This is a genomic window from Streptomyces reniochalinae, assembly GCF_003323735.1.
In the GTDB taxonomy this organism is placed as follows: domain Bacteria; phylum Actinomycetota; class Actinomycetes; order Streptomycetales; family Streptomycetaceae; genus Streptomyces; species Streptomyces reniochalinae.
The window spans coordinates 123,135-147,683 of sequence record NZ_QOIM01000057.1; the positions used below are offsets into that span (position 1 = coordinate 123,135).

Sequence of the window (24,549 nt, forward strand, 5' to 3'; positions counted from 1 at the left end):
AACCCAACGGCACGACGGAAGCCTGCCAGCGCCACTGGCAGGAGCCGGCCACCACTCACCGTCACAAATTCCACGACAGACCGAACACAACAGACGGAAACCCCAACCCCTGCAATACGGCCCATTCGCCGCCACCCGGCAACAATCCGGCCTCCCGGCCAAAAAAGTCCGGGAATGAAGGCCAGAGCGGGAACGTTTTCGGCCTGGTTGGATGTTGACCCTGGTACGACAGCTCGTCGAGCTAGAGAAGAGGCGACGTGACTACAGTTCTGACCCCCGCGACCCCGCTGACTGCAGCCGACCGCTGTGACCGCTGCAACGCCCAGGCCTACCTGCGCGTTGTCCTGGTGAGTGGCGGAGAGCTGCTGTTCTGCGCCCACCACGGCCGTAAGTACGAGCCGGAGCTCAAGAAGATCGCCGCGGAGATACAGGACGAGACGGAGAAGCTCACCGCGACTCCTGCCACTGCGGGCGAGGACGAACGGTGACCTGCTGAGCTGACGCCTTCGCGTCCGCATCCGACGAGCTACCCCGGCACAGGCCGGTATCGGCGGACGGCCCTCCCACCAGCGGGAGAGCCGTCCGCCCTCGTCGTTTCCCGGCCGCCCCCGGCTGCCCTCGTCGTCTCGGCCCGTCTCCCACCATTCGCGCCGGTGCGCTGCGCCGACCGAGAGCACGGAACGGGATCATGGCCGATTCTGCGCCGTGGTCGGTCGACCGGAGCCCGGGCGTGCCTGCGGCCGATCCAATTCGGCGGACCGCCACCGGGGCACTGGGGGCCCCGGAAACGCCTGCAAGACCTCTGCGCGCCGCCAGCGTGCTGCTCAGGATCCCGTGGCCGGAGCCGCGCCCTCCTGGGCCCCGATGACGGACTGCACCGCTGAGATCCGCGTATACACCCCCGGACGCCCCTGCTGCCCGCAGCCGATCCCCCACGAGACCAGTCCTACGAGCTTGCCCTGGGCGACCAGTGGGCCGCCGCTGTCCCCCTGGCAGGCGTCCTTGCCCCCCTGCTTGAGACCGGCGCACAGCATCGTGCCGCGGTCGTACGTACCCTCGGCCGACCCCGGATACGCGCGCTCACAGTCCGCGTCCGGCAGCACGTTGACGCCCGCCGCGTGCAGGGTGTCCGCGTAGTCCCCGCGCCCAGTGGTGTCCCCCCAGCCGTAGACCGTCGCCGCCGTGCCCGCCTGGTACCCGGAATCACCCTTCTGCGCCATCGGAAGGATGTCGTCCTGCGGCAGCGCGGAGGCCAGCCGCAGGACCGCGACGTCCCCCTTGTTGGTCTTGGGGTCGTACTCCGGGTTGACCTTCCACGACTCGACGGCGACCTCCTTGCCCGTCGTCTGCGTGAGATCCCCCCGCCCCGTGATGACGCGCAGGTCGTCGACCTGCGACGGATCGGTGCCCAGCACCTCGCGACTGACGCAGTGCGCCGCCGTGACGGCCGTACGGGGACCCACGACCGCACTGCCGCAGAACTGCCCGGAACGCTCCGGCCCGAACCGCGAGCGGCTGGAGAGCGCCGCCACCCACGGATGGCTCTCGGCACTCACCGGCCTTCCGCCGATCACGGCGCGGTCGCCCGGGTCCTGGCCGTGCGCCGCGGCGGGCGAGGCGGTGGGGGCGAGGAGCGCCGCTATGAGCGCCACCCCCAGGACGAAAAGGCGACTTCCCGGGCTCCCGGGAGTGCGGACAGCGCGTGTTCGCTTACAGCGCATCCCTCGCATGAACCGACCTCCTGCACCGTGCGGAACTACCTGACTACCCAGGGTGTTCCTCCCGCACGCTGCGCGCATCCCGAGACGACCATGACGAGCGCCTGACACTCGTATGTACGTACGGACGCTGGTAGACACGTACGGAATCAGGTGTGTCACGCACGGACGCCGGCACGCGCGTATGAACACACGCACGAACACCGGAAAGACGGCACGATCCCGCTGCGGAGACTGGTCACACCGCACCGCGAAGGTCGACGGACCACACGGCGAAGGACGGTCGACCACACACGGCGAAGGCCGGTGGACCCGCCCTCAGCGGGCCCACCGGCCTTCGTGTCACTCTCGTGTGCTCCCCCCCGGGGCGGCCGCCTCGGACAGACGAACCGCTCGGGGGCCTCAGCTGGAGGCTCGGAGGCTCAGTCGAGGTAGTCGCGCAGCACCTGGGAACGCGAGGGGTGCCGCAGCTTGGACATCGTCTTCGACTCGATCTGCCGGATACGCTCACGCGTCACGCCGTAGACCTTGCCGATCTCATCGAGCGTCTTGGGCTGGCCATCGGTCAGACCGAAGCGCATGGAGACGACACCCGCCTCACGCTCGCTGAGAGTGTCGAGCACCGAGTGCAGCTGCTCCTGCAGAAGCGTGAAGCTGACCGCATCCGCGGGAACGACCGCCTCGGAGTCCTCGATCAGATCACCGAACTCGCTGTCGCCGTCCTCGCCCAGCGGAGTGTGCAGCGAGATCGGCTCCCGGCCGTACTTCTGGACCTCGACGACCTTCTCGGGCGTCATGTCCAGCTCCTTGGCCAGCTCCTCCGGGGTGGGCTCGCGGCCCAGGTCCTGGAGCATCTGGCGCTGCACACGGGCCAGCTTGTTGATGACCTCGACCATGTGCACCGGGATACGGATGGTGCGGGCCTGGTCGGCCATGGCGCGAGTGATGGCCTGCCTGATCCACCACGTCGCGTAGGTCGAGAACTTGTAGCCCTTCGTGTAGTCGAACTTCTCGACCGCACGGATCAGGCCCAGGTTGCCCTCCTGGATCAGGTCCAGGAAGAGCATGCCGCGGCCCGTGTAGCGCTTGGCCAGGGACACCACGAGGCGGAGGTTCGCCTCCAGCAGGTGGTTCTTGGCCCGGCGGCCGTCCTCGGCGATGATCTCCAGCTCCCGCTGGAGCTTGGGGGCCAGCTTCTCCTCGGTGGCCAGCTTGTCCTCGGCGAACAGGCCCGCCTCGATCCGCTTGGCCAGCTCGACCTCCTGCTCCGCGTTCAGGAGCGGGACCTTGCCGATCTGCTTGAGGTAGTCCTTCACCGGGTCGGCCGTCGCCCCCGCGGCGGCGACCTGCTGAGCCGGGGCGTCGTCCTCGTCCTCGTCGGACAGAACGAAACCCTCGTTCTCGTTCTTGCCCTCGGCGGAAGGACCGTCCTCGGCACCGGGCTTGCCCGACGGCTTGGCCGGGAGGTCCTCGACCATCTCGTCGTCGCCTTCGAGGAGTTCGTCGACGACGGACTTCTTGGCGGCGGTCTTCTTCGGGGCGGCCACCTTCTTGGCGGTCGCCTTCTTCGCCGCCGTCTTCTTGGCGGCGGCCTTCTTCGCGGGCTTCTCCTCGGAGTCCACGGCAGGCTCCTGCCCGGCCACCGCTCCGGCCGCGACGCCCGGTGCGATGGGTGCGGAGGCGGCCGAGGCCGCCGCGGGAGCCGTCCGAGTGGGGGCGGCCTTCTTGGCCGACGCGGTCTTGGCAGCGACCGGCTTGGTAGCGGTGCGCTTGGTCTGGGTCTTCGCTGCGACGCTCTTGCGGGTGCGTTTCGGCGCCTCGGCTGCACTCACCATCAGCGTCACACCCTCCTCATCGAGGATCTGATTGAGGCTGCGCAGAACGTTCTTCCACTGGGTCGGCGGAATCTGGTCAGCCTCGAAGGCCCGACGCACGTCGTCGCCGGCGATCTGCCCCTCAGCCTTCCCCCGCTCGATGAGCGCCATCACGGACTCGGACTCGGCGATCTCCGCAGGGAGAGTACGGGATGTGCTGGCCGACACGAACAACCTCTCGGAACGATGGAAACGGCGGACCGCCGGCGGGGATGAACCGACGGCGCGGGCGGAGCAGTGGAGAAACAACGGTGCAGACACAAGCTCCGAATGGAGCGCCCGTATTCCCTCCTCGGCTGTCACCTCTTGAGTCATCGCGTTGGGACGGGAAGCGTTACGCCCAATTCACGTGGCCCGAGTCACATCTAGTACCCACTTATACCGGTACAGAACCGGGCGAAAGCACCGCCCGTGACGACGCGGCGACGGACCCGAGCGCACACTCTCCTCACATGGGACGGTGCGGTACGGATTGCCACCACAGGCGACGCACCGAGTCGAGTGCTGATCCACTCCCGGACGGCTCATGCGGTGGCCGCCCGTCCGGCCGGGCGGCCACCGCATGAGCTGTCCGGCCGCATGACGAGAGTGGTGACCGTACGGCCCGCGGTACGAGTAAGGAGACCGTACGGCCGGCATCATGACGCATCGCGGCCTCGCGACGCTTCCCTGCGAGGACGACGGGACGACGCCGCTACGCAAGGCCGCACGTCCGTGCCGTCGGGCACGGACGGTTCGCCGCAGCACGGGGAGGCATCGCACAGGTTCCGCCACCGGAGGGCGGGAACCGCGCGACCGGACTGCGCGTACGAGTACCGCGCGGCCTCACCACTGAGGTGGAGAGCACGTCGCCCCTTCACACGGACAAGCCTTTCCGTCCGCAGCGGACGGAAGCTCATCCGGGCCATTGAGCCACCCCTGTCGCCCCGCCGAGCGACTGCCGGGCGACTGCCGGGCGACTGCTGAGCGACTGCTGAGCGACTGCTGAGCGACTGCTGAGCGACTGCTGAGCGACTGCTGAGCGACGACGAGAGCCGAAGCACAGCGGTTCTCTGAGGACCGTCGCCGCAATCGAGCCGGGCGCAGCACCGAACCGGAGGCAAGCACGGACCCACAGGGCCACCCGAGACCGCTCCGACGGCGACCGGGAGACCTACCCGCCTCGCGGCGCGCTCAGGCTCCGCCGGGGGCAGCGGTCGGGTGCGACGGGGGCCGGCCGCCACGAGCAGGCACCGAGGGCCACGGGCCGCCGGGCAACCGGACCGACGGGCAACTGGGCAACCGGGCAGGCAGGCCAACACCGACACCGTCCAGCAGGTTGCCGCGCCCCGGCATCATCCGCTTATCCGCCCCTGCCACCGCACCGGGCCGACGAGTGTCGACCGGTGGGCGGGCCGGGCACGTGCGGGACCGCGAAGTGGTGGATCCGCCACCGAAGCGAGCCGGCACCACACGAAAGGTCCACGACGATGCCCGCGCCCACAGGCGTATCTGCCAGGCCCGGCCTGTCAGGTCCCGCCTGCCAGGTCCCGGCACGGTCGTGAGCGCTCCCGGAGGGGCGCCGACGGACGCCCCCGGGAACGTCAGTGCTCGCGGGGTGCCGGCACCACGTGGTCCGCGCCGCCGGGTGCAGCCGCGCCACCCGACTGCGCCGGCTGCCCCGCACCCGTGGGCACACCGTGCGTACCCGCCTGCGCGGCCTGACCCGCCTGGCCGGCCTGCGCGGGAGCGGCAGCCCCTGTCGCGCTCTGCCCCGCGGGCACCGACTCGCTGGGGGCGCCGAGCACCTGGCGCATGGCGGTCTCGGCCACCGCGGCCTCTCCCGCGGCGAGCGCCTCCACGACCCGGCGGTGGTGAGCGACCACGTTCTCGGTGGGGTGCTCACAGCACGCCGAGGGGCCGCCGGATACCTGCAGTGCCGAGGAGACGATGCCGGAAAGGTGCTCCAGCATCCGGTTGCCCGCTGCTTGCAGAATCAGGCCGTGGAACTCGGCGTCCGCCCGGGAGAAGGTGAGGCTGTCACCCTGGGCGTGCGCGTGGTTCATGATTTCGACCATGTCGGCCAGGCGCTGCTGTACGTCGTCGTGGCTCTGCCCTGCGGCGAGGCGGGCGGCGAGGGGCTCGATCGTCCAGCGCAGCTCCCACAGCTCTCGGCGCTGGCCCTCCCGCTGCGGTCCGAACGCCCGCCACTCGATGATGTCGGGGTCGAGCAGGTTCCAGTCGCTGACCGGCCGGACCCGAGTGCCGACGTTCGGCCGGGCGCTCACGAGCCCCTTGGCCTCCAGAACGCGCAGAGACTCGCGTACGACCGTCCGCGAGACCTCGAATCGCTGGCCGATCTCCTCGGGGACGAGCGGGCGGTCAGCACCCAGGTCTCCCGAGACGATCATCTGCCCCAGCTGCTGCACCAGTTGTCCGTGCAGACCCCTGCCGCGGCTGCCTGATGTACGTCGGTTCACACGGTTCATGTCGGCCTCGGAACCCTCCCACGCCGAGGCGTTCGTTGTGGTACGCGCTGTCCCCGTGGACTCGGCGTATGCGTAGCGGTCCAGCTCGCCCGGGCCGACGAGGCCTGTGTCAACGGGGCGAGCCGCGGTCATCATGGAGTGCGCAAGGGTAGTCACGCATCTTGTGTCGGCCGTGCTCCGGCCGGTCTTGAGGGCTTTCTTGAGAGCTTTGGTGAAAAGCACACGAAAGGGTGATCGCTGACTTCCTTACAATTGACGCCTTATCGGAAAGAACCGACCACATCACCGGTGGTCAGAGCCATCTCTCCCCTCTGACTCACGGATTGGTGTCACCGCGGTACGAACGCCCCGCCGAACCTGGGGCGATCGGGAAACCAGGTATCAACTGAGGCTTCCACGGCGGCGATCCGCGAGCCCCCTCACGCCAATCACTGCCGTCTCGGCCGTCCTCGCAACGATGTGATGCCGTAGGCCCCGAACAGCACGGTCAGCGACAGCGCAAGCGCACGGCCCACTGGTTGTGTCGCGATCTCCCCAGCCACCGAGCCCCACTGCTCGATGGTCGACGGCCAAGGAAAGAGCAGCACTGATCTCAGGCGTTCCGGCATCCCGTCCACCGACTGACCGTCAGCGCCCACAGCGGCTCGCGCCACCAGGGGCGCCACCAGCGACGGGACCGCCCCAACCGCGATCAGACCCGCCATTGTTGAACGGCAGACCCCCGCGGCCAGCAGCCCGGCCCATGCGCACCCCACACACAGCACCAGGACCGCGAGCACCTGCACCCCCAATGAGGGAACCATGTGGCCGGTTCCGTCCCCGCCGGGCACGGAAAGTCGGGTCAGCCCGGCCAGTTCGAGGGTCCGGCCGGGGAAGGCCAGTACACCGCTGTCGGGGCCGAAGAAGAGCGTGAGCACGGCTGCGTTGCACAGAGCTGTCGCCGCGCACAGCCCCACGGCCGCGCCCGCGGTCACGACGAGCTTCGCCACCAGCAGTCCCAGTCTCCGCGGTACGGGCACCTGCGCGGGGACCAGCGCCGGATACCGGAATTCCTGGCCGAAGGCGGTGGCCCCCAAGAAACCGGCCGCCACTGCGGCGGGCGGCACCATGAACGGTGACCCCGGCGGCCACCCCATCAAAAGTTTCATGCCTGGAGCGATACCTGTCGCCGCGTCGACTGTGCCCCCGGCGCCCGCGCGGACCACCGTGAGCGAGATAGCCAACCCCGCCAGCAGTGTCAGCGCGACCACCACCCAGGGAGTCCGCACACCGAAGAGCCGCCGCAACTCGTACTGCACCGGCGCTACCGGGCCGGATCGTCGCACCACCGGAGACACGGGAAACGTGGCCGCCGTGATCTCGCCACCCCCGGTCGTGGTTCCGCCCCGGCCGGCGGCCTCCCGAGCACCAGCGCTCGCGCTGACCTCCTCCCCGTTTCGTCGCGTCCGCAGCCGGTCACGGGCGGAGGCCACGACTTTGGCCGTCCATGGTGCGTCGGCAACCTGCCGGCCCGCTCGCGCCGTATCGCCGCCCCTCGCCGCGTCAGCGGGTGCGCCGTAGACGGACGCCGCGCCGACGACAGCCGAACGCACGGAAGCGGGTGAAGAGGAGGTGGGGTGCGGTGCAACGGCGCGGGCGGAGGTGCCGTTGTCGGAGTGCGTCGAAGGTGCGGTTCTGCCCGGGACGTCGGCCGAAACCGGTGTCGAGCGCGCGGCAGGTGGCCTCTCTTCCGTTCGCGTTCCCCCGTTGTCCGAGACCCGGTCGTCCGGCGACACGCATACCGGCAACGCCTCGTGCGGGCCGGCGTTCTCCGCCTCGTCCGGTTGGCCGGATACCGGTTCACGTTCCTCACCCGAGTTCGCGCTCCGCAAATCGTTCTCCGCCAGCCGACCATGGTTTCCCCGGGGCGTCGAGGTCGCGGCTCTGCCTACCGGCCGCCGCTGTTGCCCACGCCTCTCATCGGGCGTGTCCGCCGCGCCGGTGTCGTCCGACGCCGCCGGGACCAGCGCCCCTTCACCGGACGCCCTGTCCGAATCCGTCGGCTCCTGCGCCGCCTCGGCACGTGCCTCGCGGGAAGCCGGCCTCTCAGGCCCTCCCTCACCGGCAGCCGGGTCCAACTCACCCTCCGCCCCGACACCCACGCCGGAGGAGGCAGAGCCTGTTCCGTCGGCACCCACACCGGAACAGTCCTGATCCGCCGACTCCACAGTCGCGCCTGGCGTCCCCGTGCCTCCACGCCCCGGTACGTAGGTGTGAGGGGCGGGAACGGCTGCGTGCCCGGGAGCTGCGGGCTGGGCTCCTGCTGCGCTCGTGCCCTCTCCACGTACGGCTGCGTGCGGCCCGTCTCCCCAACCGGACTCCACACTCTGTCTCTTTCGGCCATCATCCGCCCCCTCTTCCGCTTGCTCTCCCGCCGTGGCCTCCGTTTCTTGACCGGTTGGACGAAGGGCGTCGGATGCTCGACCGTCCGCCCTGTCCAACACGCTCGGCCGCGAGCCGTCCCCCGTGTCACCGATCTCATCCTTCAGTTGGTGCACGAGAATCCCGTGGCGGTGCGCCAACTCCCCCACCGCCGCGCAGTCGCTCCCGTAGACCGACACTCGGCTCCCCCCTTCACACACCACTTCAACAGCGCCTCGACCTTTGCGGGTTCGCTCCCCGCTCCTGGCCTCCTGGGAGAGGACCGCGGCGAACCGCTCCGCGTGCGGCGTCCGCACCGCCACCCGCGGGCGGAGCCTGGTGCGGGAGAAGTCGGCGGCCTGCTGATCGGCCACCAGCCTCCCGCCGTTGATGGACACGACCCGGTCGGCGATCCGTGCGGCTTCTTTCGGGTCTCGCGCAGTGACGAGTACCAAGCCACCGTGCTCCGCGTAGCTTCGCAGCAGGCCCTGTAGCCAACTCGCCTCCCGGAGCGACAGCCCCTGCGTCGGTTGGTCCAGAACCAGCGTGTGCGGGTCACCCAGCAGCGCCGCCGCCATCCCGAGCCGCCGGTCCATCCCGAGTGAGAAATCACCCAGCCGCTGGTCGGCAAGGCCGCTGAGGCCGACCACCTCCAACACCTCGTCCGCCCGCTCGACCGGTACCCCGGCGACGGCCGTCAGCATGCGCAGATGCCCTCGCGCGGTGCGTGCGGGGTGCCCCGGAACGTCGCCGAGCAGAACGCCGATCTCCCGCGCCGGGTGCGGGATCCGCTGCACGGGACGGCCTCGGAAGAGCGCGACTCCCCTCCCCGGGAGGAGTTGCAGCATCAGCCGCAGTGCCTCGCTCTTACCCGAACCCGTCGGTCCCAGCAGTACGGTGACCTCGCCCGAGCGAGCCTCGAACGTGAGGTCGTCGACCTGCGGCTGGCGCTTGCGCCGGGCCGTGCTGGTGAGTCCGATGGCCTGGATCATCGCTTCTCCCACAGAACGCGTGGCGGACGCATCCCTGCAAGATAACGCGACATTTCCGACTTTCCGGGTAACCTGCTCGATCGATCCCCGCCCGGTCAAGCAGTTCGCCGCCGGGAGCCGTCGTTACGCCTCCGGCCGCAACATGGGCGGATTGAGAACCGTGGCCTCTCCGGTGCGGAAGAGCTGTGCGGGCCGCCCGCCCTGGCGGGTCGTCGTCCCGCCGGTCGGCACCAGGAAGCCGGGCGTCCCCGTCACTTTCCTGTGGAAGTTCCGCGGGTCGAGCGCCACCCCCCACACCGCTTCGTACACGCGGCGCAGTTCTCCCACGGTGAACTCGGGCGGGCAGAAAGCGGTGGCGAGCGAGGAATACTCGATCTTGGATCGCGCCCTCTCCACGCCGTCCTGCAGGATCTGTCCGTGGTCGAAAGCCAGTGGCGCCTGTTGCTCGGCATCCCGTCCCAGCCCCTCCGACGCGTCGAGAAGAGCGTCCGACGGCGCCCATCGGGCACTGCGCGCGTCTCCGCCGGCGACGGGCGAGGGCAGATCGGGTGCGAGCACGAGATACGCCACACTGACCACCCGCATCCGGGGATCCCGCTGTGGCGCGCCGTATGTGGCGAGCTGTTCGAGATGAGCTCCCCCTCGATGCCCCTCGGCGGCCTGGGAGCGGAGCCCGGTTTCCTCGGCGAGTTCCCGCGAAGCCGCGGCCTCCAAGCCCTCGTCATCGCGGACGAACCCGCCGGGCAACGCCCACCTGCCCTGATAGGGAGGCTCCCCCCGACGCACGACCAGGGAACACAGCGCGTCCTTGCGCACAGTGAGCACCACGAGGTCGACGGTGACGGCAAAGGGCGGGAAGGCCGATGGATCATAGGGCATGGCGTGATCATAGTCGTCTCCCTGACGATAAACAGGCCGTTCAACAGCACCGGCCTCACCTGACACCCCCTGGTCCGAGGCTGATGAGAGTGGCGGTCAGGAAGTGGCGTCCGCGGGGGCATCCGGCTCCCTTCCTTCGCCGCCTTCCTTCAGACCGGGGCGCTCCCCTCGCAGGCAACGGCGCACCTCCTCGGGATCGAGGCCTTCGTTGCACGCGTGGTGCAAGAGCTGTGCGAACAGATAATCGGGATCCGTGCGAAGAGCGAGCCCCAGGGCGACACGGGCCGTCGGCACGTCCCCGCCCGACCATGCGACCCAGCCCGCGAGTGTGAGCAGGGGCGCCGAGTAGATCCTGTAGGGCCCCGTACAGCGACGGGCCAGCGCACGCCACAGGCGCACGGCGGGAGCGGGATCCACTCCCTCCATCCATTCGGCCGCCTGATCTCGCGTATCGCGGTCTTGAAGGCCGATAATCGCCGTTGCACAGTCGTCATGACCGAGCAAGCCGTCGTCGTGCGCGTCCTCGCTCGTCCAGGTGGCCACAGGCGGTGTGCAGCGCTGGAAGCGCTCCATCAGATGCCCGAGCAGTGCCAATGTCTCGGCGCGCACCCGCTCCCGGTCGTCGTCCTTGAGCATGCGAGGGGTGAGCCGCAGGCTCGCGGCGTCCAGCGTCCGCTTCTGCTCGTCGGCGAACGGGGGCCCGAGAGGGACCAGCCGCTGCTCCATCTCGCGAAGCGATCCATGCATCGGCATACCGGCATAGGCCGCGGCGACGGCCATGACGGATGTGCCCGTACCCGCCAGCAGAACGCCCTCCGGTGGACAACAGCGCTGGTCGGGACAGCAGTAGGAGTAGTACCTCCCTTCCGAGATGCAGAGAGCCTCGTAAACGGGCATGTCACGCTCGCCACAGGCGAGACGCAGGTCCCGGACGAGCGGGCGCAGCCGTTCCATGACGTCCCTGCCGCTGTGTCCCTCACCCGGCTCCTGGCAAAGGAAGACCAAGGCACCATCGGGTCGGGCTCCTCGCGCCTTGGAGCTGGCGCCGAGGCACTCCGCGACCTGTGGCGCGAGAGCTGCCCGACCGCCTTCCGTGTCCGGAATGCCGATCCTGAGCCGGCCTCCGAAGCGGCCGCGCTCGCCGTGCAAAGCGACGACCACGAGAGAGTCGTCGGGATAGAAACCGAGGAGGTACGGCAGAGCCTCGGCCAGCTCGGCCGGCTCGCGAAGGGAGACACTGATCTTGCCGGACTCGGAGGTCGTGGGCTCGTCGCCTTGCTCTGCGTGGTCGTGATGTGTCATGCGTCGACCGTGACGGAGAACCCGGATCCGTGGTCGAAAGTTATCCACAGGTATGGCGACTCATCGCCTTTTCATACTAATGGCGAGTTATCCACAGGCCGGTTCTCCGAAGACCTCGCGCATCGGGTTGCATGGACGCATGAGCGACACACAGCTGCGACGAGACGCCGACGCGGTGCTGGCCGATCTCGTCGGCGACCGAGAAGGCACGGCCAGACTGCGCCCGGACCAGTGGCGGGCCATCGAGGCGCTGGTTGCGGAGCATCAACGCGCACTGGTGGTACAGCGCACGGGCTGGGGCAAATCCGCCGTCTACTTCGTGGCGACGGCTCTCCTGCGCAAACGCGGATCGGGACCGACAGTGATCGTTTCCCCCCTGCTGGCCCTGATGCGCAACCAGGTGGAGGCAGCCGCGCGAGCCGGTATCCGTGCCCGCACCATCAACTCGTCGAACCCCGAGGAGTGGCGGGCGATCGAGTCGGAAGTGGGCCTCGGGGAGGTCGACGTGCTGCTGGTCAGCCCCGAGCGCCTCAACAACCCCGATTTCAGGGACAACGTCCTTCCGAGCCTGACCGCTTCCACCGGCCTCCTGGTCGTGGACGAAGCACACTGCATCTCCGACTGGGGCCACGACTTCCGCCCCGACTACCGCAGGCTGCGCACCATGCTCGCAGAGTTGCCGTCCGGCGTTCCCGTGCTCGCGACAACCGCCACAGCCAACGCACGCGTCACAGCTGATGTGGCCGAGCAACTCGGCACGGGCGGTGCTGGCGGAGACGGAGGCGCGTCCACCGGTTCCACACCCGCGCTGGTGCTTCGCGGACCGCTCGACAGGGAGAGCCTGAGCCTCAGCGTGCTGCGCTTGCCTGATGCCGCCCACCGGCTCGCCTGGCTGGGAGAACACCTCACCACTCTGCCGGGCTCGGGCATCATCTACACCCTGACGGTAGCCGCCGCCGAGGAGGTCACGGCCTTCCTCCGCCAGTGCGGACACGAGGTCGCCTCCTACACGGGCAGGACGGAGAACGCGGATCGCGAAGCCGCTGAGGCCGACCTCCTGGCCAACCGCGTGAAGGCGCTGGTCGCGACGTCGGCCCTGGGCATGGGCTTCGACAAACCGGACCTCGGCTTCGTCGTCCATCTCGGTTCGCCTTCCTCCCCCATCGCCTACTACCAGCAGGTGGGCCGCGCCGGCCGCGGCGTCGAGCACGCGGAGGTGCTCCTGCTGCCAGGGCAGGAGGACGAAGCGATCTGGCGGTACTTCGCCTCACTCGCCTTTCCCGCCGAGGAACAGGTACGGCGCACGCTCGACGTGCTCGCTGCCTCGGACGGCCCGATGTCCCTGCCCGCTCTGGAGCCCCGCGTCGAGCTACGCAGGTCACGGCTGGAGATGATGCTGAAGGTTCTCGACGTCGACGGTGCGGTACGGCGGGTCAAAGGTGGCTGGGTCGCCACTGGGGCACCCTGGCAGTACGAGACCGACCGGTACCAGTGGGTGGAGCGCCAGCGACTGGCCGAGCAGCGCGCGATGCGTGGCTATGCCGAAACAACCGACTGCCGGATGGAGTTCCTGCGCCGAGAACTGGACGACGACAAGGCAGCTCCCTGCGGCAGGTGTGACAACTGCGCCGGCGCCCGGTTCAGTGCGACGGTCGGTGAGGCCTCGGTCGTGGCCGCCAAGGGTGAGCTGCGGAGGCCGGGGGTACGAGTCGAGCCCCGCCGTATGTGGCCGACCGGCATGCCGTCGGTCGGCATGGACCTCAAGGGCCGCATCCCCGCGCAGCAGCAAGCGGCACCCGGGCGGGCGCTCGGACGGCTCTCCGACATCGGCTGGGGAAACAGACTGCGCCCTCTGCTGTCCGAGCAGGCAGGGGACGGCCCCGTACCCGACGACGTGTTGCAGGGTGCGGTGACGGTGCTTACGGACTGGGCGAAGGCACCAGGTGGGTGGGCGACAGAAGGGCCGGAAGCGTTGGAGCGCCCTGCGGGGATCGTCGCCGTCGAATCCCGCACCCGACCACAGCTTGTGCGGTCGTTCGCGGAGCGGATCGCCGACATCGGCCGCATGCCACTTCTGGGGGCGGTGGCCTGCGCCGACGAGTTCGGCCTGCTCAACGGCCCCCGGAGCAACGGAGCCCAGCGCCTGCGTGCAGTACATGACGCGCTCACGATGCCACCGGAGCTGGCCGCGTCCATGGCGGCCGTGGACGGCCCGGTGCTCCTGATCGACGACTACACCGACACCGGCTGGACCCTCACCGTGGCCGCCCGCATGCTCCGGGAGGCCGGCGCGAAGGAGGTGCTGCCACTGGTTCTGGCGACGCAGTGAGGAAGAGCAGCCCTCCCCCGGGCCGCCGGCCAGGGAGAGCCGAACGACAGGCGGACGCGACCCACCGGCTGTCGAAGACAGCACCCTCCTCACTCGTTCGAGGAAAGGAGACACAGGAGGGGAGACAGGAGGCTCAGCGGGAATAAGCGGAGAAGACAGCCGCAGGAGGCACCGGTGGTGCGCTCCGTGTTCGTCGCCGCCCCGCCCAGCGCTACAGAGGGGAACAGCACGAGCGGAGGAGAGAGGGTGACCTTCGGTTCTGCTTCAGCGCCCGGTCCGCGTCCCGGTTGTGACTCTGCGCCGCATGCCCACCGCGTGGTGCGGCTCCCGGAGTGGGTGGCCGCCGCCACCCCGCTACCGGAAGATCCGCAGACTTTGGTGAACGGGTTGTGCACACGTCACCTCCCGCACCCGCCGACCGCCGTGCTGGGAGTGCTCGGGTATGACGAACGGCTCGTCGCCAGCGCGTCGTTCAGCCTCGAGCGCTCGCGGCCGGACGGATGGGAGTACCGCAACGCACTACTGGATCGGCTTCGCCGGATCACACCGCACGATTTGCGCCGACGGGTCCCCGCCCGCACGGCGGTGTTGCTGTGCAGTCGGTTCGGGGAGCCCGGATGGACCACGGTGGACGGTGCCTGGATGTGGGGGTTGCGCGACGCCTGCACGCTCCATGGCTTGCGCTGCGGTGCCTACATCACACTGACGCCGTCCGGGTGGCGGATTCTCGGAACGCACCACGGCGGCCGGTTGCCCAGCGCCACGACAGCGCCGGGGCTTCTCGGCGACTGCTCCGGCGCGGCCTGAAGCCGGTCGGCGGAGCCCGCGGTCCGCAGCTCCGCTTCGCAGGTCCGGCGTCCCCGTGGCCGTGAGCACCCGGCAGGCGGAGGCAGGAGGCCCGTGGCCGGGAGCAGCACCGCGAACAGGATCAGAGCAAGGCGCGCAGACGCTCGGGGTCACCGCAGACGATGAGCTTTTCCGTGGCCTTCTCCAGCGCGGCGGGCAGCGCGGCGGCGGCCTCCGGGTCGGTGCCGCCATTGACGGCCAGCAGCACGACGGGGCGCTGGCTGGTGCGGGACACAGAGGAGGTGTGTGCGCAGAAGACGTCTTCGCCGGCGGCGAGTTGGCGCCAGTACGCGTCCTCACCGAAGGAGAGCTCATGCTCGGCCCACGGATGCTGAGCACCGGTGGTCAGCAGCAGGATCTGGCCGGGCGCACGCCCCTCGTCGAGAAGCTTGTCGACGGTTTCGTCGGCGACCTCCACGGCGGTGGCGTCGCTCGCTGCGACCAGTTGGATCTGCGCCGTGCCGGACTCTGACGGCGCCTTCGGGCCGGACGGGGCGGCCGGGGAGCCCTGGCGGGGGACACCGGGGCGACCGGGGGTGCTGGGGCCCTTGCTGTCCGATCGCGGCGGTGCGGGGCGCGGAGCGGAACGCGGACCGGGGATGGGGTTCGCGGTGCGTGGTGCCTGTGGTGTTCGGGACGCTCCCGCGGAAGTGCGGGTGTCCGGGACGCTCTCGTAAATCTGTGACTCCTCGGGAGTGAGAGGCATGGGATGTTGTCTATCAAATGCAAGAAACAGCAGTGTCAGCGGGTTCGGTATGCCGGGCTATTCCCGGATCGGGACCGGACTTCGCTACGGAGCCGCCCTGCGGCGGGTTCAGAAGAGGCCGATCTGTTCCACTGGTTCGATCCGGTTGCGCTTGAGGTGCTTCCAACGGGTCAGGGCGTCCATGTAGGCCCAGGACAGCCGGTGGTGCGGGGTGGGGCCGATCTCCTCCAAGGCCGCCTTGTGGACGGGCGAGGGATAGCCCGCGTTGTCCTGGAAGGCGAACTCCTCGTGCTCGGGCGCGAGTTCGGCCATGAGCGCGTCTCGGCGCACCTTGGCGATGACCGAGGCGGCGGCGACAGCGACACACGACTGGTCACCCTTGATGACGGTGCGGACCCGCCAGGGTGCTCCGAGGTAGTCGTGCTTGCCATCGAGGATCACGGCGTGGGGGCGTTCGGGCAGGCCGTCCAGTGCGCGGATGGCGGCGAGCCGGAGAGCAGCGGTCATGCCGTGGGTGTCGATCTCCTCCGGGGTGGAGTGGCCGAGGGAGTAGGCGGTGACCCAGTCGACCAGTTCCTCGGCCAGCTCGCTGCGGCGCGGCTCGGGAATGAGTTTGGAGTCGGTCAGGCCGACTGGAGGGCGACGAAGGCCTGTGATCGCGGCGCAGACCGTGACGGGTCCGGCCCATGCTCCGCGACCGACCTCGTCCACTCCGGCAACGATCTTGGCACCCGTGGTGGCACGGATCGAGCGCTCGACGCGATGGGTTGGGGACTCGTACGGCATGGCAATACCAAGCGTATCCGCTGGGGGCGCGGCGAGTTCACGGGACTCCCGTTTTGAGGCCGCGAGTAAGGGTGGAAGGAAGCCTCGCTCGCGGAATGGGACGCATTGGTGACGGAGAGTCCGCGGAATGGGGTGGAGGGTCCCGCCGGAGTGGGTTACCGGAGGTGTCACCCCAGGTTTTCCGCGAGCCAGGACGGAAAGCCCTCGGTCCGCTCGTCCCACTCCTCGGGTGGGGCGGCGGCAGGACCGCCCGCCGCCACGATGCCGCCGACGATGGCACAGGTGGTGTCCACGTCCCCGCCGGCTCCGGCGGTGGTCCACACGGCAGCACGGAAGTCGCCCAGGTGCCGGGCAGCGGCCCACAGGGTGAAGGGGACGGTGTCCTGTGTGCTGGTGCGCCGGCCGCAGCCGAGGACGGCTGCCACCGTGCCGACGTCGGAGTAGTCGAGCAGGTCGATGGCACGGCGCAGTCCCGCGTGCACGGCGCTCCGGGGGACGCGCTTCAGGGCTTCGAGCAGCAGGGTCTCGGCGCTGAGAGGTGCCGTCGAGATCGAGCCGGTTGCGCGCTGCCCAAGGACGGCGGGCGTGTCGACCTGAGCCGTCTGCCTGCCGGACGTCTGCCCTTCGGGGGTCCGGCCCACGCCTGCGACCTGTCCCTCGGGAGCGGAGTCGGGGCCATTGCCGTGGACCGGCCGCGAGACGGAGGCGGAGGTGGCAGGGGCGACCGTGGCAGGACGGTCGTGGCCGTCGGCGGCGACAAGGGCCGCGGCAGCCGCGACGGCTCGGGTGCCCGCGACGGCCTCGGGGTGTCGGTGGGTGACCTCCGCGGAGCGTGCCGCTTCGTCGGCCGCCCGGTCCGGGTCGTCGGCGAACCAGGCGCCCAGGGGGGCCACGCGCATGGCGCCACCGTTTCCCCAGGAGCCCTGCCCGTCGAAGAGCGAGGAGGCCGGCTCGCGCCAGTCTCCGCCCTCCTGGCGGATGAGACGCAGCATCCTGTTCACCGCGGGGCCGTAGCCGCGGTCGAAGTCGTGGTGGGCCGCGAAGGAGGTGGCCAGCGCGTCCTGGTCGACACTTCCGTGGCTGGCGAGCACAGCCACCAGGGAGGCCGCCATTTCGGTGTCGTCGGTCCACCGCCACCGCCCCGGCGGCAGCTCGCGGCGGCGGAGGAAGGGGAGATTGCCGGGTACGAAGAACTGCGAGCCCAGGGCATCGCCGACGGCCAGGCCGCGCAGGCTGGCGAGGGCTCGGGAGATCCGCTCGGCGGCTGCGGGATCGGGAATTCGATCGCTCATGTCTTGCCGATGCTAGCCGGAACTCCCGTACGGGCGAGGCGTTTGCCAGCGCTCGAAGGGCCGGTCGAGGTGGTAGCGGCCCTCCGGGCCGAGGAGGAGGGTGCGCATCTCACCGTTGCGGGGGTTGGAGAGGCACTCGAACTCCTCGACGGTCCAGTGGAACCAGCGCATGCAGAACAGCCGCATGGTCAGCCCGTGGGTGACGAGGAGGACGTTGGGCGGATTGTCGTGGGCTTCGAAGCTGCGCCACAGACTTTCCAGGAAGGCCCCGACACGGTCGTAGACGTCGGCGCCGGATTCGCCCTGGGCGAAGCGGTAGAAGAAGTGCCCGTAGGCATCGCGGTACTTCTTCTGCTGCCGCACGTCCTGACGGTCCTGCCAGTTGCCCCAGTCCTGCTCGCGCAGCCGTGGCTCCTCGCGGACGCGCATCTGGGCCGGCCCCATGCCGAGTGCGGCGAGGGTTTCGCGAGTGCGACGGTAGGGCGACACGTAGGCGGAGACGCGTTCGCCGTCGAACAGCTCGCGCAGTTGCTTGCCGGCCTCATCGGCCTGCCGCGCGCCGCGTTCGGTCAGTGGCAGTGCGTGATCGGGCACGCGTTCGTAGATGCTGTCGTCGGAGTTTCCCTCCGACTCTCCGTGGCGGAGGAGGACGATGCGACGTGGACGCGCCATGGGCCCCACCCTAGGCCAGTCGGTTCCAGGTCAGACGGCCGGACGGCAGCACGCTCAGACGGTCCATGAGGGCTCCAGGTCGATGACGTCACCGGCGACGTGGGTGACGTCGGCACCGGTCTGGGCCCGCAGCGCGAGGCGTTCCACCCGTTCGACCCGGTATTTCCCGTACTCGGCGGTGGAGTCCCACATGGAAAGCACCAGGAACTCGTCCTCTGTGTTCGCTTGCGCGAACACGCCGCGCAGCATGCCGGGAGAGCCCGCCATGGCCGGGTTCCACACCTTTTCCTGCATCAGCGTGTAGTGCTCGATCCGGTCGGGCCGCACCCGGCAGTGGGCCACGCGCAGCAGGTCGGCGTCGGTGAACACGGGACGGAAGCCGGTTTTGACGTCGAACCGGTACTCGAAGAGCCTGACCTGCATCTCCTTGTAGGTGCCGACCTGCGAGGCGTGCAGGCGGTCGTGGGATCGGGCCATGAAGGAGTCGTAGAAGGCCCGGCTCTCCCAGAACCCGAAGAGGTGGACGACGCCGTTCCTGGCCCGGCTCCACCCGCCGCCCTGCCCACGGAAGCCCGGCTCTCCGAGCAGTCCCGCCCATTTCCGCTGTGCCCGTGCGAAGCCCGGGCGGTCGACGACGGTGCAGCGCATCCACTTGACCAGCACCGCGCCATCGTACGGCCATTCCAGCGACCCCCGGCCCCGGCGACAGCCCACCGGCGGCGGTCTCGCACTGGAGTGCTACCAGCCATGTCCGGTACACAGAACCGGGCCCGACACCACGGGCCGCCCGGCAGCGGTCTCGACACGCGCGGAGGCGGGGGACGGCGCCATCACCGTCCCCCGCCTCACTCTCACGCGGGTCTCACCTCCGCTGTCCCGCGGGGCCGCCCCGCTCTCGCACGGGGCCCGCTCTCACGCGGGTCTGCCCCGCCCTCGCGCGGCCCTACCCGCTCTCGCGTAGACCCTCCTGACGGCTCAGCTGCAACCGCTGGTCGAGCCGCAGCCCTCGCACAGGTAGCAGCTGCCCGCCCGGCGCATCTTGGTGCCGCAGGAGAAGCACAGCGGAGCGTCCGCGTTCAGGCCGAGCTGCATCTCCAGCAGCTCCGTGGAGTTGTGGGCCTCCCTCGGTGCCGGGGCGGGTGCCTCCGACTCGGCCACCGTGCGCTGCGTGTCCTTGCTGTCGGGAGCCTCCTCGTGCGAGGCGGCCTGCGAGTCCTGCCCGGCCTTCGGAGCCGACTGTGCCAGGGCGTCCGCGTCGAACTCCTCCTCGTTCGCCTCGTAGGAACCCGTCTCCAGGTGCCGCTGGCGCTCGGCGGCCGAGTGGATGCCGAGTGCCGACCGGATCTCGAAGGGCAGGAAGTCCAGGGCCAGGCGGCGGAAGATGTAGTCGACGATCGACTGTGCCATCCGCACATCGGTGTCGTCCGTCATGCCGGCCGGCTCGAAGCGCATGTTGGTGAACTTCGAGACGTAGGTCTCCAGCGGAACGCCGTACTGGAGGCCCACGGAGACGGCGATGGAGAAGGCGTCCATCATGCCTGCGAGGGTCGAGCCCTGCTTGGACATCTTGAGGAAGACCTCGCCCAGGCCGTCGTCCGGGTAGGAGTTGGCCGTCATGTAGCCCTCGGCGCCGCCCACCGTGAAGGAGGTGGTGATGCCGGGGCGGCCCTTGGGCAGCCGACGGCGGATCGGGCGGTACTCGACCACCTTCTCCGGCTCGGGGGCCTCGGCCTTCTTCTCCTCCTTGGACTTGGCCGACAGCGGCTGGCCGACCTTGCTGTTCTCGACGTAGACGGCCAGCGCCTTGGTGCCGAGCTTCCAGCCCTGGAGGTAGATCTCCTCGACGTCCTCGACCGTGCTGCTCGCGGGCATGTTCACGGTCTTGGAGATGGCGCCCGAGAGGAACGGCTGGGCGGCGGCCATCATGCGGACGTGACCCATCGGGGAGATGGAGCGCTCGCCCATGGCGCAGTCGAAGACCTCGTAGTGCTCGGGCTTGAGGCTGGGAGCGTCCACGACGTTGCCGTGCTCGGCGATGTGCTCGACGATCGCCTCGATCTGCTCGGGCTGGTAGCCGAGGCGCTTGAGGGCCTTGGGGACCGTGTTGTTCACGATCTGCATCGAGCCGCCGCCGACGAGCTTCTTGAACTTGACCAGGGCCAGGTCGGGCTCGACGCCGGTGGTGTCGCAGTCCATCATCAGACCGATGGTGCCGGTCGGGGCCAGCACGGAGGCCTGCGCGTTGCGGAAACCGTTCTTCTTGCCGAGCCGCAGCACGTCCTGCCACGCCTCGGTGGCGGCCGCCCAGACCGGGGTGTCGAGGTCGTCCATGCGCGTGGCGACGTCGTTGGCGTCGCTGTGCTGCTTCATCACGCGGTTGTGCGCGTCGGCGTTGCGGGCGTAGCCCTCGTACGGGCCGACGACCGCCGCGATCTCGGCGGAGCGCTTGTAGGAGGTGCCGGTCATCAAGGAGGTGATGGAACCGGCCAGCGCGCGGCCGCCGTCGCTGTCGTAGGCGTGTCCCGTGGCCATCAGCAGGGCGCCGAGGTTGGCGTAGCCGATGCCGAGCTGGCGGAAGGCGCGGGTGGTCTCGCCGATCTTCTCGGTCGGGAAGTCGGCGAAGCAGATGGAGATGTCCATCGCCGTGATGACCAGCTCGGTGACCTTGGCGAAGCGCTCCGCGTCGAACGACTGGTTGCCCTTGTCGTCGTCGCGCAGGAACTTCATGAGGTTGAGCGAGGCGAGGTTGCACGAGGAGTTGTCCAGGTGCATGTACTCGCTGCACGGGTTGGAGGCGGTGATGCGGCCCGTCTCCGGCGAGGTGTGCCAGTGGTTGATGGTGTCGTCGTACTGGATGCCGGGGTCGGCGCAGACGTGAGCGGCTTCCGCCATCTTGCGGAAGAGCTGCTTGGCGTCCACCTCCTCGACGGGCTCACCGGTCATCCGGCCGCGCAGCTCGAACTTCGAGCCGGACTCGACGGCCTTCATGAACGCGTCGTTGACGCGCACCGAGTTGTTCGCGTTCTGGTACTGGACGGAGGTGATGTCGTCCCCGCCCAGGTCCATGTCGAAGCCCGCGTCGCGCAGGGCGCGGATCTTCTCCTCCTCCTTCACCTTGGTGTCGATGAAGGCCTCGACATCGGGGTGGTCGACGTCGAGGACGACCATCTTGGCGGCCCGGCGGGTGGCGCCGCCCGACTTGATGGTGCCGGCGGAGGCGTCGGCGCCCCGCATGAAGGAGACGGGGCCCGAGGCGTTGCCGCCGGAGGAGAGGAGCTCCTTGGAGGAGCGGATGCGGGAGAGGTTCAGACCGGCGCCGGAGCCGCCTTTGAAGATCATCCCCTCTTCCTTGTACCAGTCCAGGATCGACTCCATGGAGTCGTCCACCGACAGGATGAAACAGGCGCTGACCTGCTGCGGCTGCTTGGTGCCCACGTTGAACCACACCGGGGAGTTGAAGGCGAAGATCTGGTGCAGCACGGCGTAGGCCAGCTCGTGCTCGAAGATCTCGGCGTCCGCGGGAGAGGCGAAGTAGCCGTTGTCCTCACCGGCGGCGCGGTAGGTCTTCACCACCCGGTCGATCAGCTGCCTGAGGCTGTTCTCCCGCTGCGGAGTGCCCACGGCGCCCCGGAAGTACTTGCTGGTGACGATGTTGACCGCGTTCACCGACCAGAAGTCGGGGAACTCGACGCCGCGCTGCTCGAAGTTGATCGAGCCGTCGCGCCAGTTGGTCATGACGACGTCGCGGCGCTCCCAGGTGACCTCGTCATAGGGGTGCACGCCGGGGGTCGTGTGGACGCGCTCGATGCGCAGCCCCTTGTTCGCCTTGCCGCCCTTCGCGCGGGAGCCGCGTGCCGGGCCGCTCGTCGTCTCTGTCATTCCGCCTCCCTGTATGGGGCATAACACCCCAACATGCCCCGGTTCTTCCCCGAGAACTGTGCCTGTCTGGTGACCCGGACACGGTGCGTGCCCAGGCCAGGTCTCTGTGATGTGCCGGGTTCCCCCGGCCTGTCGCCGGTCTCGCCTCCGGCTTTGCCGGCCCCGCGCGCGGGCGGTGCCGGGGCCGCTCAGTCGGCGGCGGCTGACGCGGGGGCGCCGTCGGCCCCGCGGGCCCCGGCTCCGTCCCCGCCGGACTCGTCACCGGTCACTTCGCCGGCGCCACCGACCCCGTCGGCCCCATCGGCCCGCTCACCGTCGCCGGCCGGGTGCCCGTCGTTCGACCGGGACCCGGGGACGGGAGCGGAGGGGTGCGCCTCGCGCAGGTCGGCTATGGCCGACTCGAAGTCCTCCAGCGACTCGAAGGCCTTGTAGACGGAGGCGAAGCGCAGGTAGGCGACCAGGTCGAGGTCTTGCAGCGGGCCGAGTATGGCCAGCCCGACGTCGTGCGTGGACAGCTCCGCGCTTCCGGTGGCCCGGACGGCCTCCTCCACCCTCTGCCCCAACTGGGCGAGAGCGTCCTCGGTGACGGGGCGCCCCTGGCAGGCCTTACGGACGCCGGCGATCACCTTGTCCCTGCTGAACGGCTCGGTGACACCGCTCCGCTTGATTACCGTGAGTGATGCATTCTCCACGGTGGTGAAGCGGCGCGAGCAGTGAGGACACTGACGACGACGCCTGATGGCCGCGCCGTCGTCGGCCGTACGGCTGTCGACCACGCGACTGTCGGGATGCCGGCAGAAGGGACAGCGCATCGTTTCCACCCTCCCAGGGCCCTGGTGAGCCCTCACCGTGCATGACAGAACACGCCTGGGCACCCCCGTCACAGGGGCCCCTCGACGGGCCACCAGCATAGGCCAAGATTCCCGGTGTGAGCACCCGGGGACCACAACTTGTGGTGGCGTGCGCTCATCAAACCACTAGATCTGGTAGCCACTAGCGGAAGGCGGCCCATACGCGTGTCGCCCTCGGCGCGGGCCACGAGCCTACGCGAGGCGGGGCGGCGGGCAGGTCCCGGGGCACGCCTGCAAGACTGTGCGGCACGTCGGCGGCGCCTCGGCGGCACGATGGCGGAGCGCGACACGCGGCGCCGGAGTGCGGGAGGACGGCGTCGACCGGGTAGGGGCCCGACGGAGCACCCGGGTGGCGTTCCGGACGGTCAGATCAACAGTAAATAGTTACAGAGAGCAACCGGCAGTGGCGGAGCACAGTGATCGGCGCCGCACCGCCGGAAGGGGCGCCCACACAGCTGTACGCGCCACCGTCTCGCACGGAAGTGCGGTGGGCTCGGAAAGACGGGACAAAAGGGCGCGCACGGATTCCGGAAGGCTCTGCGAAACCCGGCGGTACGAGCGACGCGCGACTTATACACCCCCGGCGCCGAAGGAGTCCGGAGAACTGCGGATTTTCACTCGAACGTGTGTTTGGCGCAACCTTTCGAAACCAACTACCGTTGTCCGGCTAGGGAGAACTTCTCGAGAGGGGCCGACGTGACCACGACCGCTGACAGCGCCACCATCACCTCCCAGAACCGCTCAGCTCAGGCAATGGACGAAATGCAGCCGGTGAACGAGTCCGCGAACGCGGAGGGCCAGGAAGAACAACCTGCCAAGCGCTCGCTTCCCGGCCGACCTCCAGGCATTCGAGCCGACAGTTCGGGACTCACCGACCGGCAGCGCCGGGTGATCGAGGTGATCCGTGACTCGGTCCAGCGGCGCGGTTATCCGCCGTCCATGCGAGAGATCGGCCAGGCAGTCGGGCTCTCCAGCACCTCCTCGGTGGCGCACCAGTTGATGGCCCTTGAGCGCAAGGGCTTCCTGCGCCGCGACCCGCACCGGCCCCGGGCCTACGAGGTGCGCGGCTCGGACACGCCCAGCGCGGCACAGGCCGCCACGGACACCGCGGGCAAGCCGTCGGCCTCCTACGTTCCGCTCGTCGGGCGCATCGCCGCGGGCGGACCCATTCTCGCGGAGGAGTCGGTCGAGGACGTCTTTCCGCTGCCACGCCAACTCGTCGGCGACGGCGAGCTGTTCGTCCTGAAGGTCATCGGGGACTCGATGATCGAGGCCGCCATCTGCGACGGCGACTGGGTCACCGTCCGGCGCCAGCCGGTCGCCGAGAACGGCGACATCGTCGCGGCGATGCTGGACGGGGAGGCGACCGTCAAACGCTTCAAGCGCGAGGACGGGCACGTCTGGCTGCTGCCGCACAACTCCTCGTACCAGCCCATCCCGGGTGACGACGCGACCATCCTCGGCAAGGTCGTGGCCGTGCTCCGGAGGGTCTGAGCCCCCGGCTCGCGGGACCCTCCGGGCCCACTGGCGGCATCGAAACAGCGGCATCACGACA

17 protein-coding genes are annotated in these 24,549 nt (G+C 69.5%); 4 read left to right on the forward strand and 13 right to left on the reverse strand.

The window, feature by feature from the left end:
• Positions 1–257 precede the first annotated feature (257 nt).
• Entirely contained in the window at positions 258–488 is a 231-nt protein-coding gene (locus tag DQ392_RS33280) for a DUF7455 domain-containing protein (protein WP_114019423.1), read from the forward strand.
• A 336-nt stretch (positions 489–824) separates the two neighbouring features.
• Here DQ392_RS33280 and DQ392_RS33285 read toward each other — a convergent pair whose 3' ends face one another.
• The 6 genes from DQ392_RS33285 to DQ392_RS33310 all read right to left on the reverse strand — a co-directional run bounded on the left by DQ392_RS33285 (position 825) and on the right by DQ392_RS33310 (position 11,633).
• Positions 825–1,658: a S1 family peptidase gene (locus DQ392_RS33285; protein WP_245982310.1), complete on the reverse strand. Its 834-nt coding sequence runs from the start codon at positions 1,656–1,658 to the stop codon at positions 825–827.
• A gap of 482 nt (positions 1,659–2,140) precedes the next feature.
• Entirely contained in the window at positions 2,141–3,760 is a 1,620-nt protein-coding gene (locus DQ392_RS33290) for an RNA polymerase sigma factor (protein WP_181856679.1), read from the reverse strand.
• Positions 3,761–5,175: 1,415 nt separating this feature from the next.
• Entirely contained in the window at positions 5,176–6,282 is a 1,107-nt protein-coding gene (locus DQ392_RS33295) for a FadR/GntR family transcriptional regulator (protein WP_114019426.1), read from the reverse strand.
• A gap of 206 nt (positions 6,283–6,488) precedes the next feature.
• A complete protein-coding gene (locus tag DQ392_RS36365) occupies positions 6,489–9,452 on the reverse strand; it encodes an ATP-binding cassette domain-containing protein (RefSeq protein WP_114019427.1) in 2,964 nt (987 codons plus the stop codon).
• A 123-nt stretch (positions 9,453–9,575) separates the two neighbouring features.
• Positions 9,576–10,331, reverse strand: coding sequence for an NUDIX hydrolase (locus tag DQ392_RS33305; RefSeq protein WP_181856680.1), 756 nt, complete (start codon positions 10,329–10,331; stop codon positions 9,576–9,578).
• Between the two features lie 96 nt (positions 10,332–10,427).
• Positions 10,428–11,633 carry a DUF4192 domain-containing protein gene (locus DQ392_RS33310; RefSeq protein WP_114019429.1) on the reverse strand — a complete coding sequence of 402 codons (1,206 nt, stop codon included), beginning with the start codon at positions 11,631–11,633 and terminating at the stop codon, positions 10,428–10,430.
• Between the two features lie 139 nt (positions 11,634–11,772).
• On the opposite strand from DQ392_RS33310, the gene DQ392_RS33315 reads away from it, so the two are divergent.
• Complete coding sequence (locus tag DQ392_RS33315; protein WP_114019430.1) at positions 11,773–13,962, forward strand: RecQ family ATP-dependent DNA helicase; 2,190 nt, start codon at positions 11,773–11,775, stop codon at positions 13,960–13,962.
• 336 nt (positions 13,963–14,298) lie between these two features.
• Complete coding sequence (locus tag DQ392_RS33320) at positions 14,299–14,769, forward strand: hypothetical protein (protein ID WP_147266622.1); 471 nt, start codon at positions 14,299–14,301, stop codon at positions 14,767–14,769.
• 121 nt (positions 14,770–14,890) lie between these two features.
• On the opposite strand, the gene DQ392_RS33325 is transcribed toward DQ392_RS33320, so the two are convergent.
• From DQ392_RS33325 to nrdR, 7 genes are all read right to left on the reverse strand, one after another.
• A complete protein-coding gene (locus tag DQ392_RS33325; protein WP_114019432.1) occupies positions 14,891–15,514 on the reverse strand; it encodes a hypothetical protein in 624 nt (207 codons plus the stop codon).
• A 108-nt stretch (positions 15,515–15,622) separates the two neighbouring features.
• Positions 15,623–16,300, reverse strand: a complete 678-nt coding sequence (locus DQ392_RS33330) for a ribonuclease HII (RefSeq protein ID WP_114019433.1) — start codon at positions 16,298–16,300, stop codon at positions 15,623–15,625.
• Positions 16,301–16,467: 167 nt separating this feature from the next.
• The gene (locus DQ392_RS33335; RefSeq protein ID WP_181856681.1) at positions 16,468–17,592 is read right to left on the reverse strand and encodes an ADP-ribosylglycohydrolase family protein; all 1,125 of its coding nucleotides are present in this window, start codon (positions 17,590–17,592) and stop codon (positions 16,468–16,470) included.
• Positions 17,593–17,604: 12 nt separating this feature from the next.
• A complete protein-coding gene (locus tag DQ392_RS33340) occupies positions 17,605–18,264 on the reverse strand; it encodes a histidine phosphatase family protein (protein WP_114019434.1) in 660 nt (219 codons plus the stop codon).
• A gap of 54 nt (positions 18,265–18,318) precedes the next feature.
• Complete coding sequence (locus DQ392_RS33345) at positions 18,319–18,927, reverse strand: YdbC family protein (RefSeq protein WP_114019435.1); 609 nt, start codon at positions 18,925–18,927, stop codon at positions 18,319–18,321.
• 312 nt (positions 18,928–19,239) lie between these two features.
• The gene (locus tag DQ392_RS33350) at positions 19,240–22,143 is read right to left on the reverse strand and encodes a vitamin B12-dependent ribonucleotide reductase (protein WP_114019436.1); all 2,904 of its coding nucleotides are present in this window, start codon (positions 22,141–22,143) and stop codon (positions 19,240–19,242) included.
• A gap of 188 nt (positions 22,144–22,331) precedes the next feature.
• A complete protein-coding gene (gene nrdR, locus DQ392_RS33355; RefSeq protein WP_114019437.1) occupies positions 22,332–22,955 on the reverse strand; it encodes a transcriptional regulator NrdR in 624 nt (207 codons plus the stop codon).
• A gap of 735 nt (positions 22,956–23,690) precedes the next feature.
• Here nrdR and lexA point away from each other — a divergent pair.
• Positions 23,691–24,488, forward strand: a complete 798-nt coding sequence (gene lexA / locus DQ392_RS33360) for a transcriptional repressor LexA (protein ID WP_114019438.1) — start codon at positions 23,691–23,693, stop codon at positions 24,486–24,488.
• The last annotated feature ends 61 nt before the right edge of the window (positions 24,489–24,549 follow it).

Excerpts from the sequence above, each read along its gene's own strand:
- DQ392_RS33305 (WP_181856680.1), bottom strand. The coding sequence starts at position 10,331 with ATGCCCTATGATCCATCGGCCTTCCCGCCCTTTGCCGTCACCGTCGAC.
- DQ392_RS33330 (WP_114019433.1), bottom strand. The coding sequence starts at position 16,300 with ATGCCGTACGAGTCCCCAACCCATCGCGTCGAGCGCTCGATCCGTGCC.
- DQ392_RS33310 (WP_114019429.1), bottom strand. The coding sequence starts at position 11,633 with ATGACACATCACGACCACGCAGAGCAAGGCGACGAGCCCACGACCTCC.
- DQ392_RS33335 (WP_181856681.1), bottom strand. The coding sequence starts at position 17,592 with ATGAGCGATCGAATTCCCGATCCCGCAGCCGCCGAGCGGATCTCCCGA.
- DQ392_RS33340 (WP_114019434.1), bottom strand. The coding sequence starts at position 18,264 with ATGGCGCGTCCACGTCGCATCGTCCTCCTCCGCCACGGAGAGTCGGAG.
- DQ392_RS36365 (WP_114019427.1), bottom strand. The coding sequence starts at position 9,452 with ATGATCCAGGCCATCGGACTCACCAGCACGGCCCGGCGCAAGCGCCAG.
- DQ392_RS33350 (WP_114019436.1), bottom strand. The coding sequence starts at position 22,143 with ATGACAGAGACGACGAGCGGCCCGGCACGCGGCTCCCGCGCGAAGGGC.
- DQ392_RS33315 (WP_114019430.1), top strand. The coding sequence starts at position 11,773 with ATGAGCGACACACAGCTGCGACGAGACGCCGACGCGGTGCTGGCCGAT.
- DQ392_RS33325 (WP_114019432.1), bottom strand. The coding sequence starts at position 15,514 with ATGCCTCTCACTCCCGAGGAGTCACAGATTTACGAGAGCGTCCCGGAC.
- nrdR (WP_114019437.1), bottom strand. The coding sequence starts at position 22,955 with ATGCGCTGTCCCTTCTGCCGGCATCCCGACAGTCGCGTGGTCGACAGC.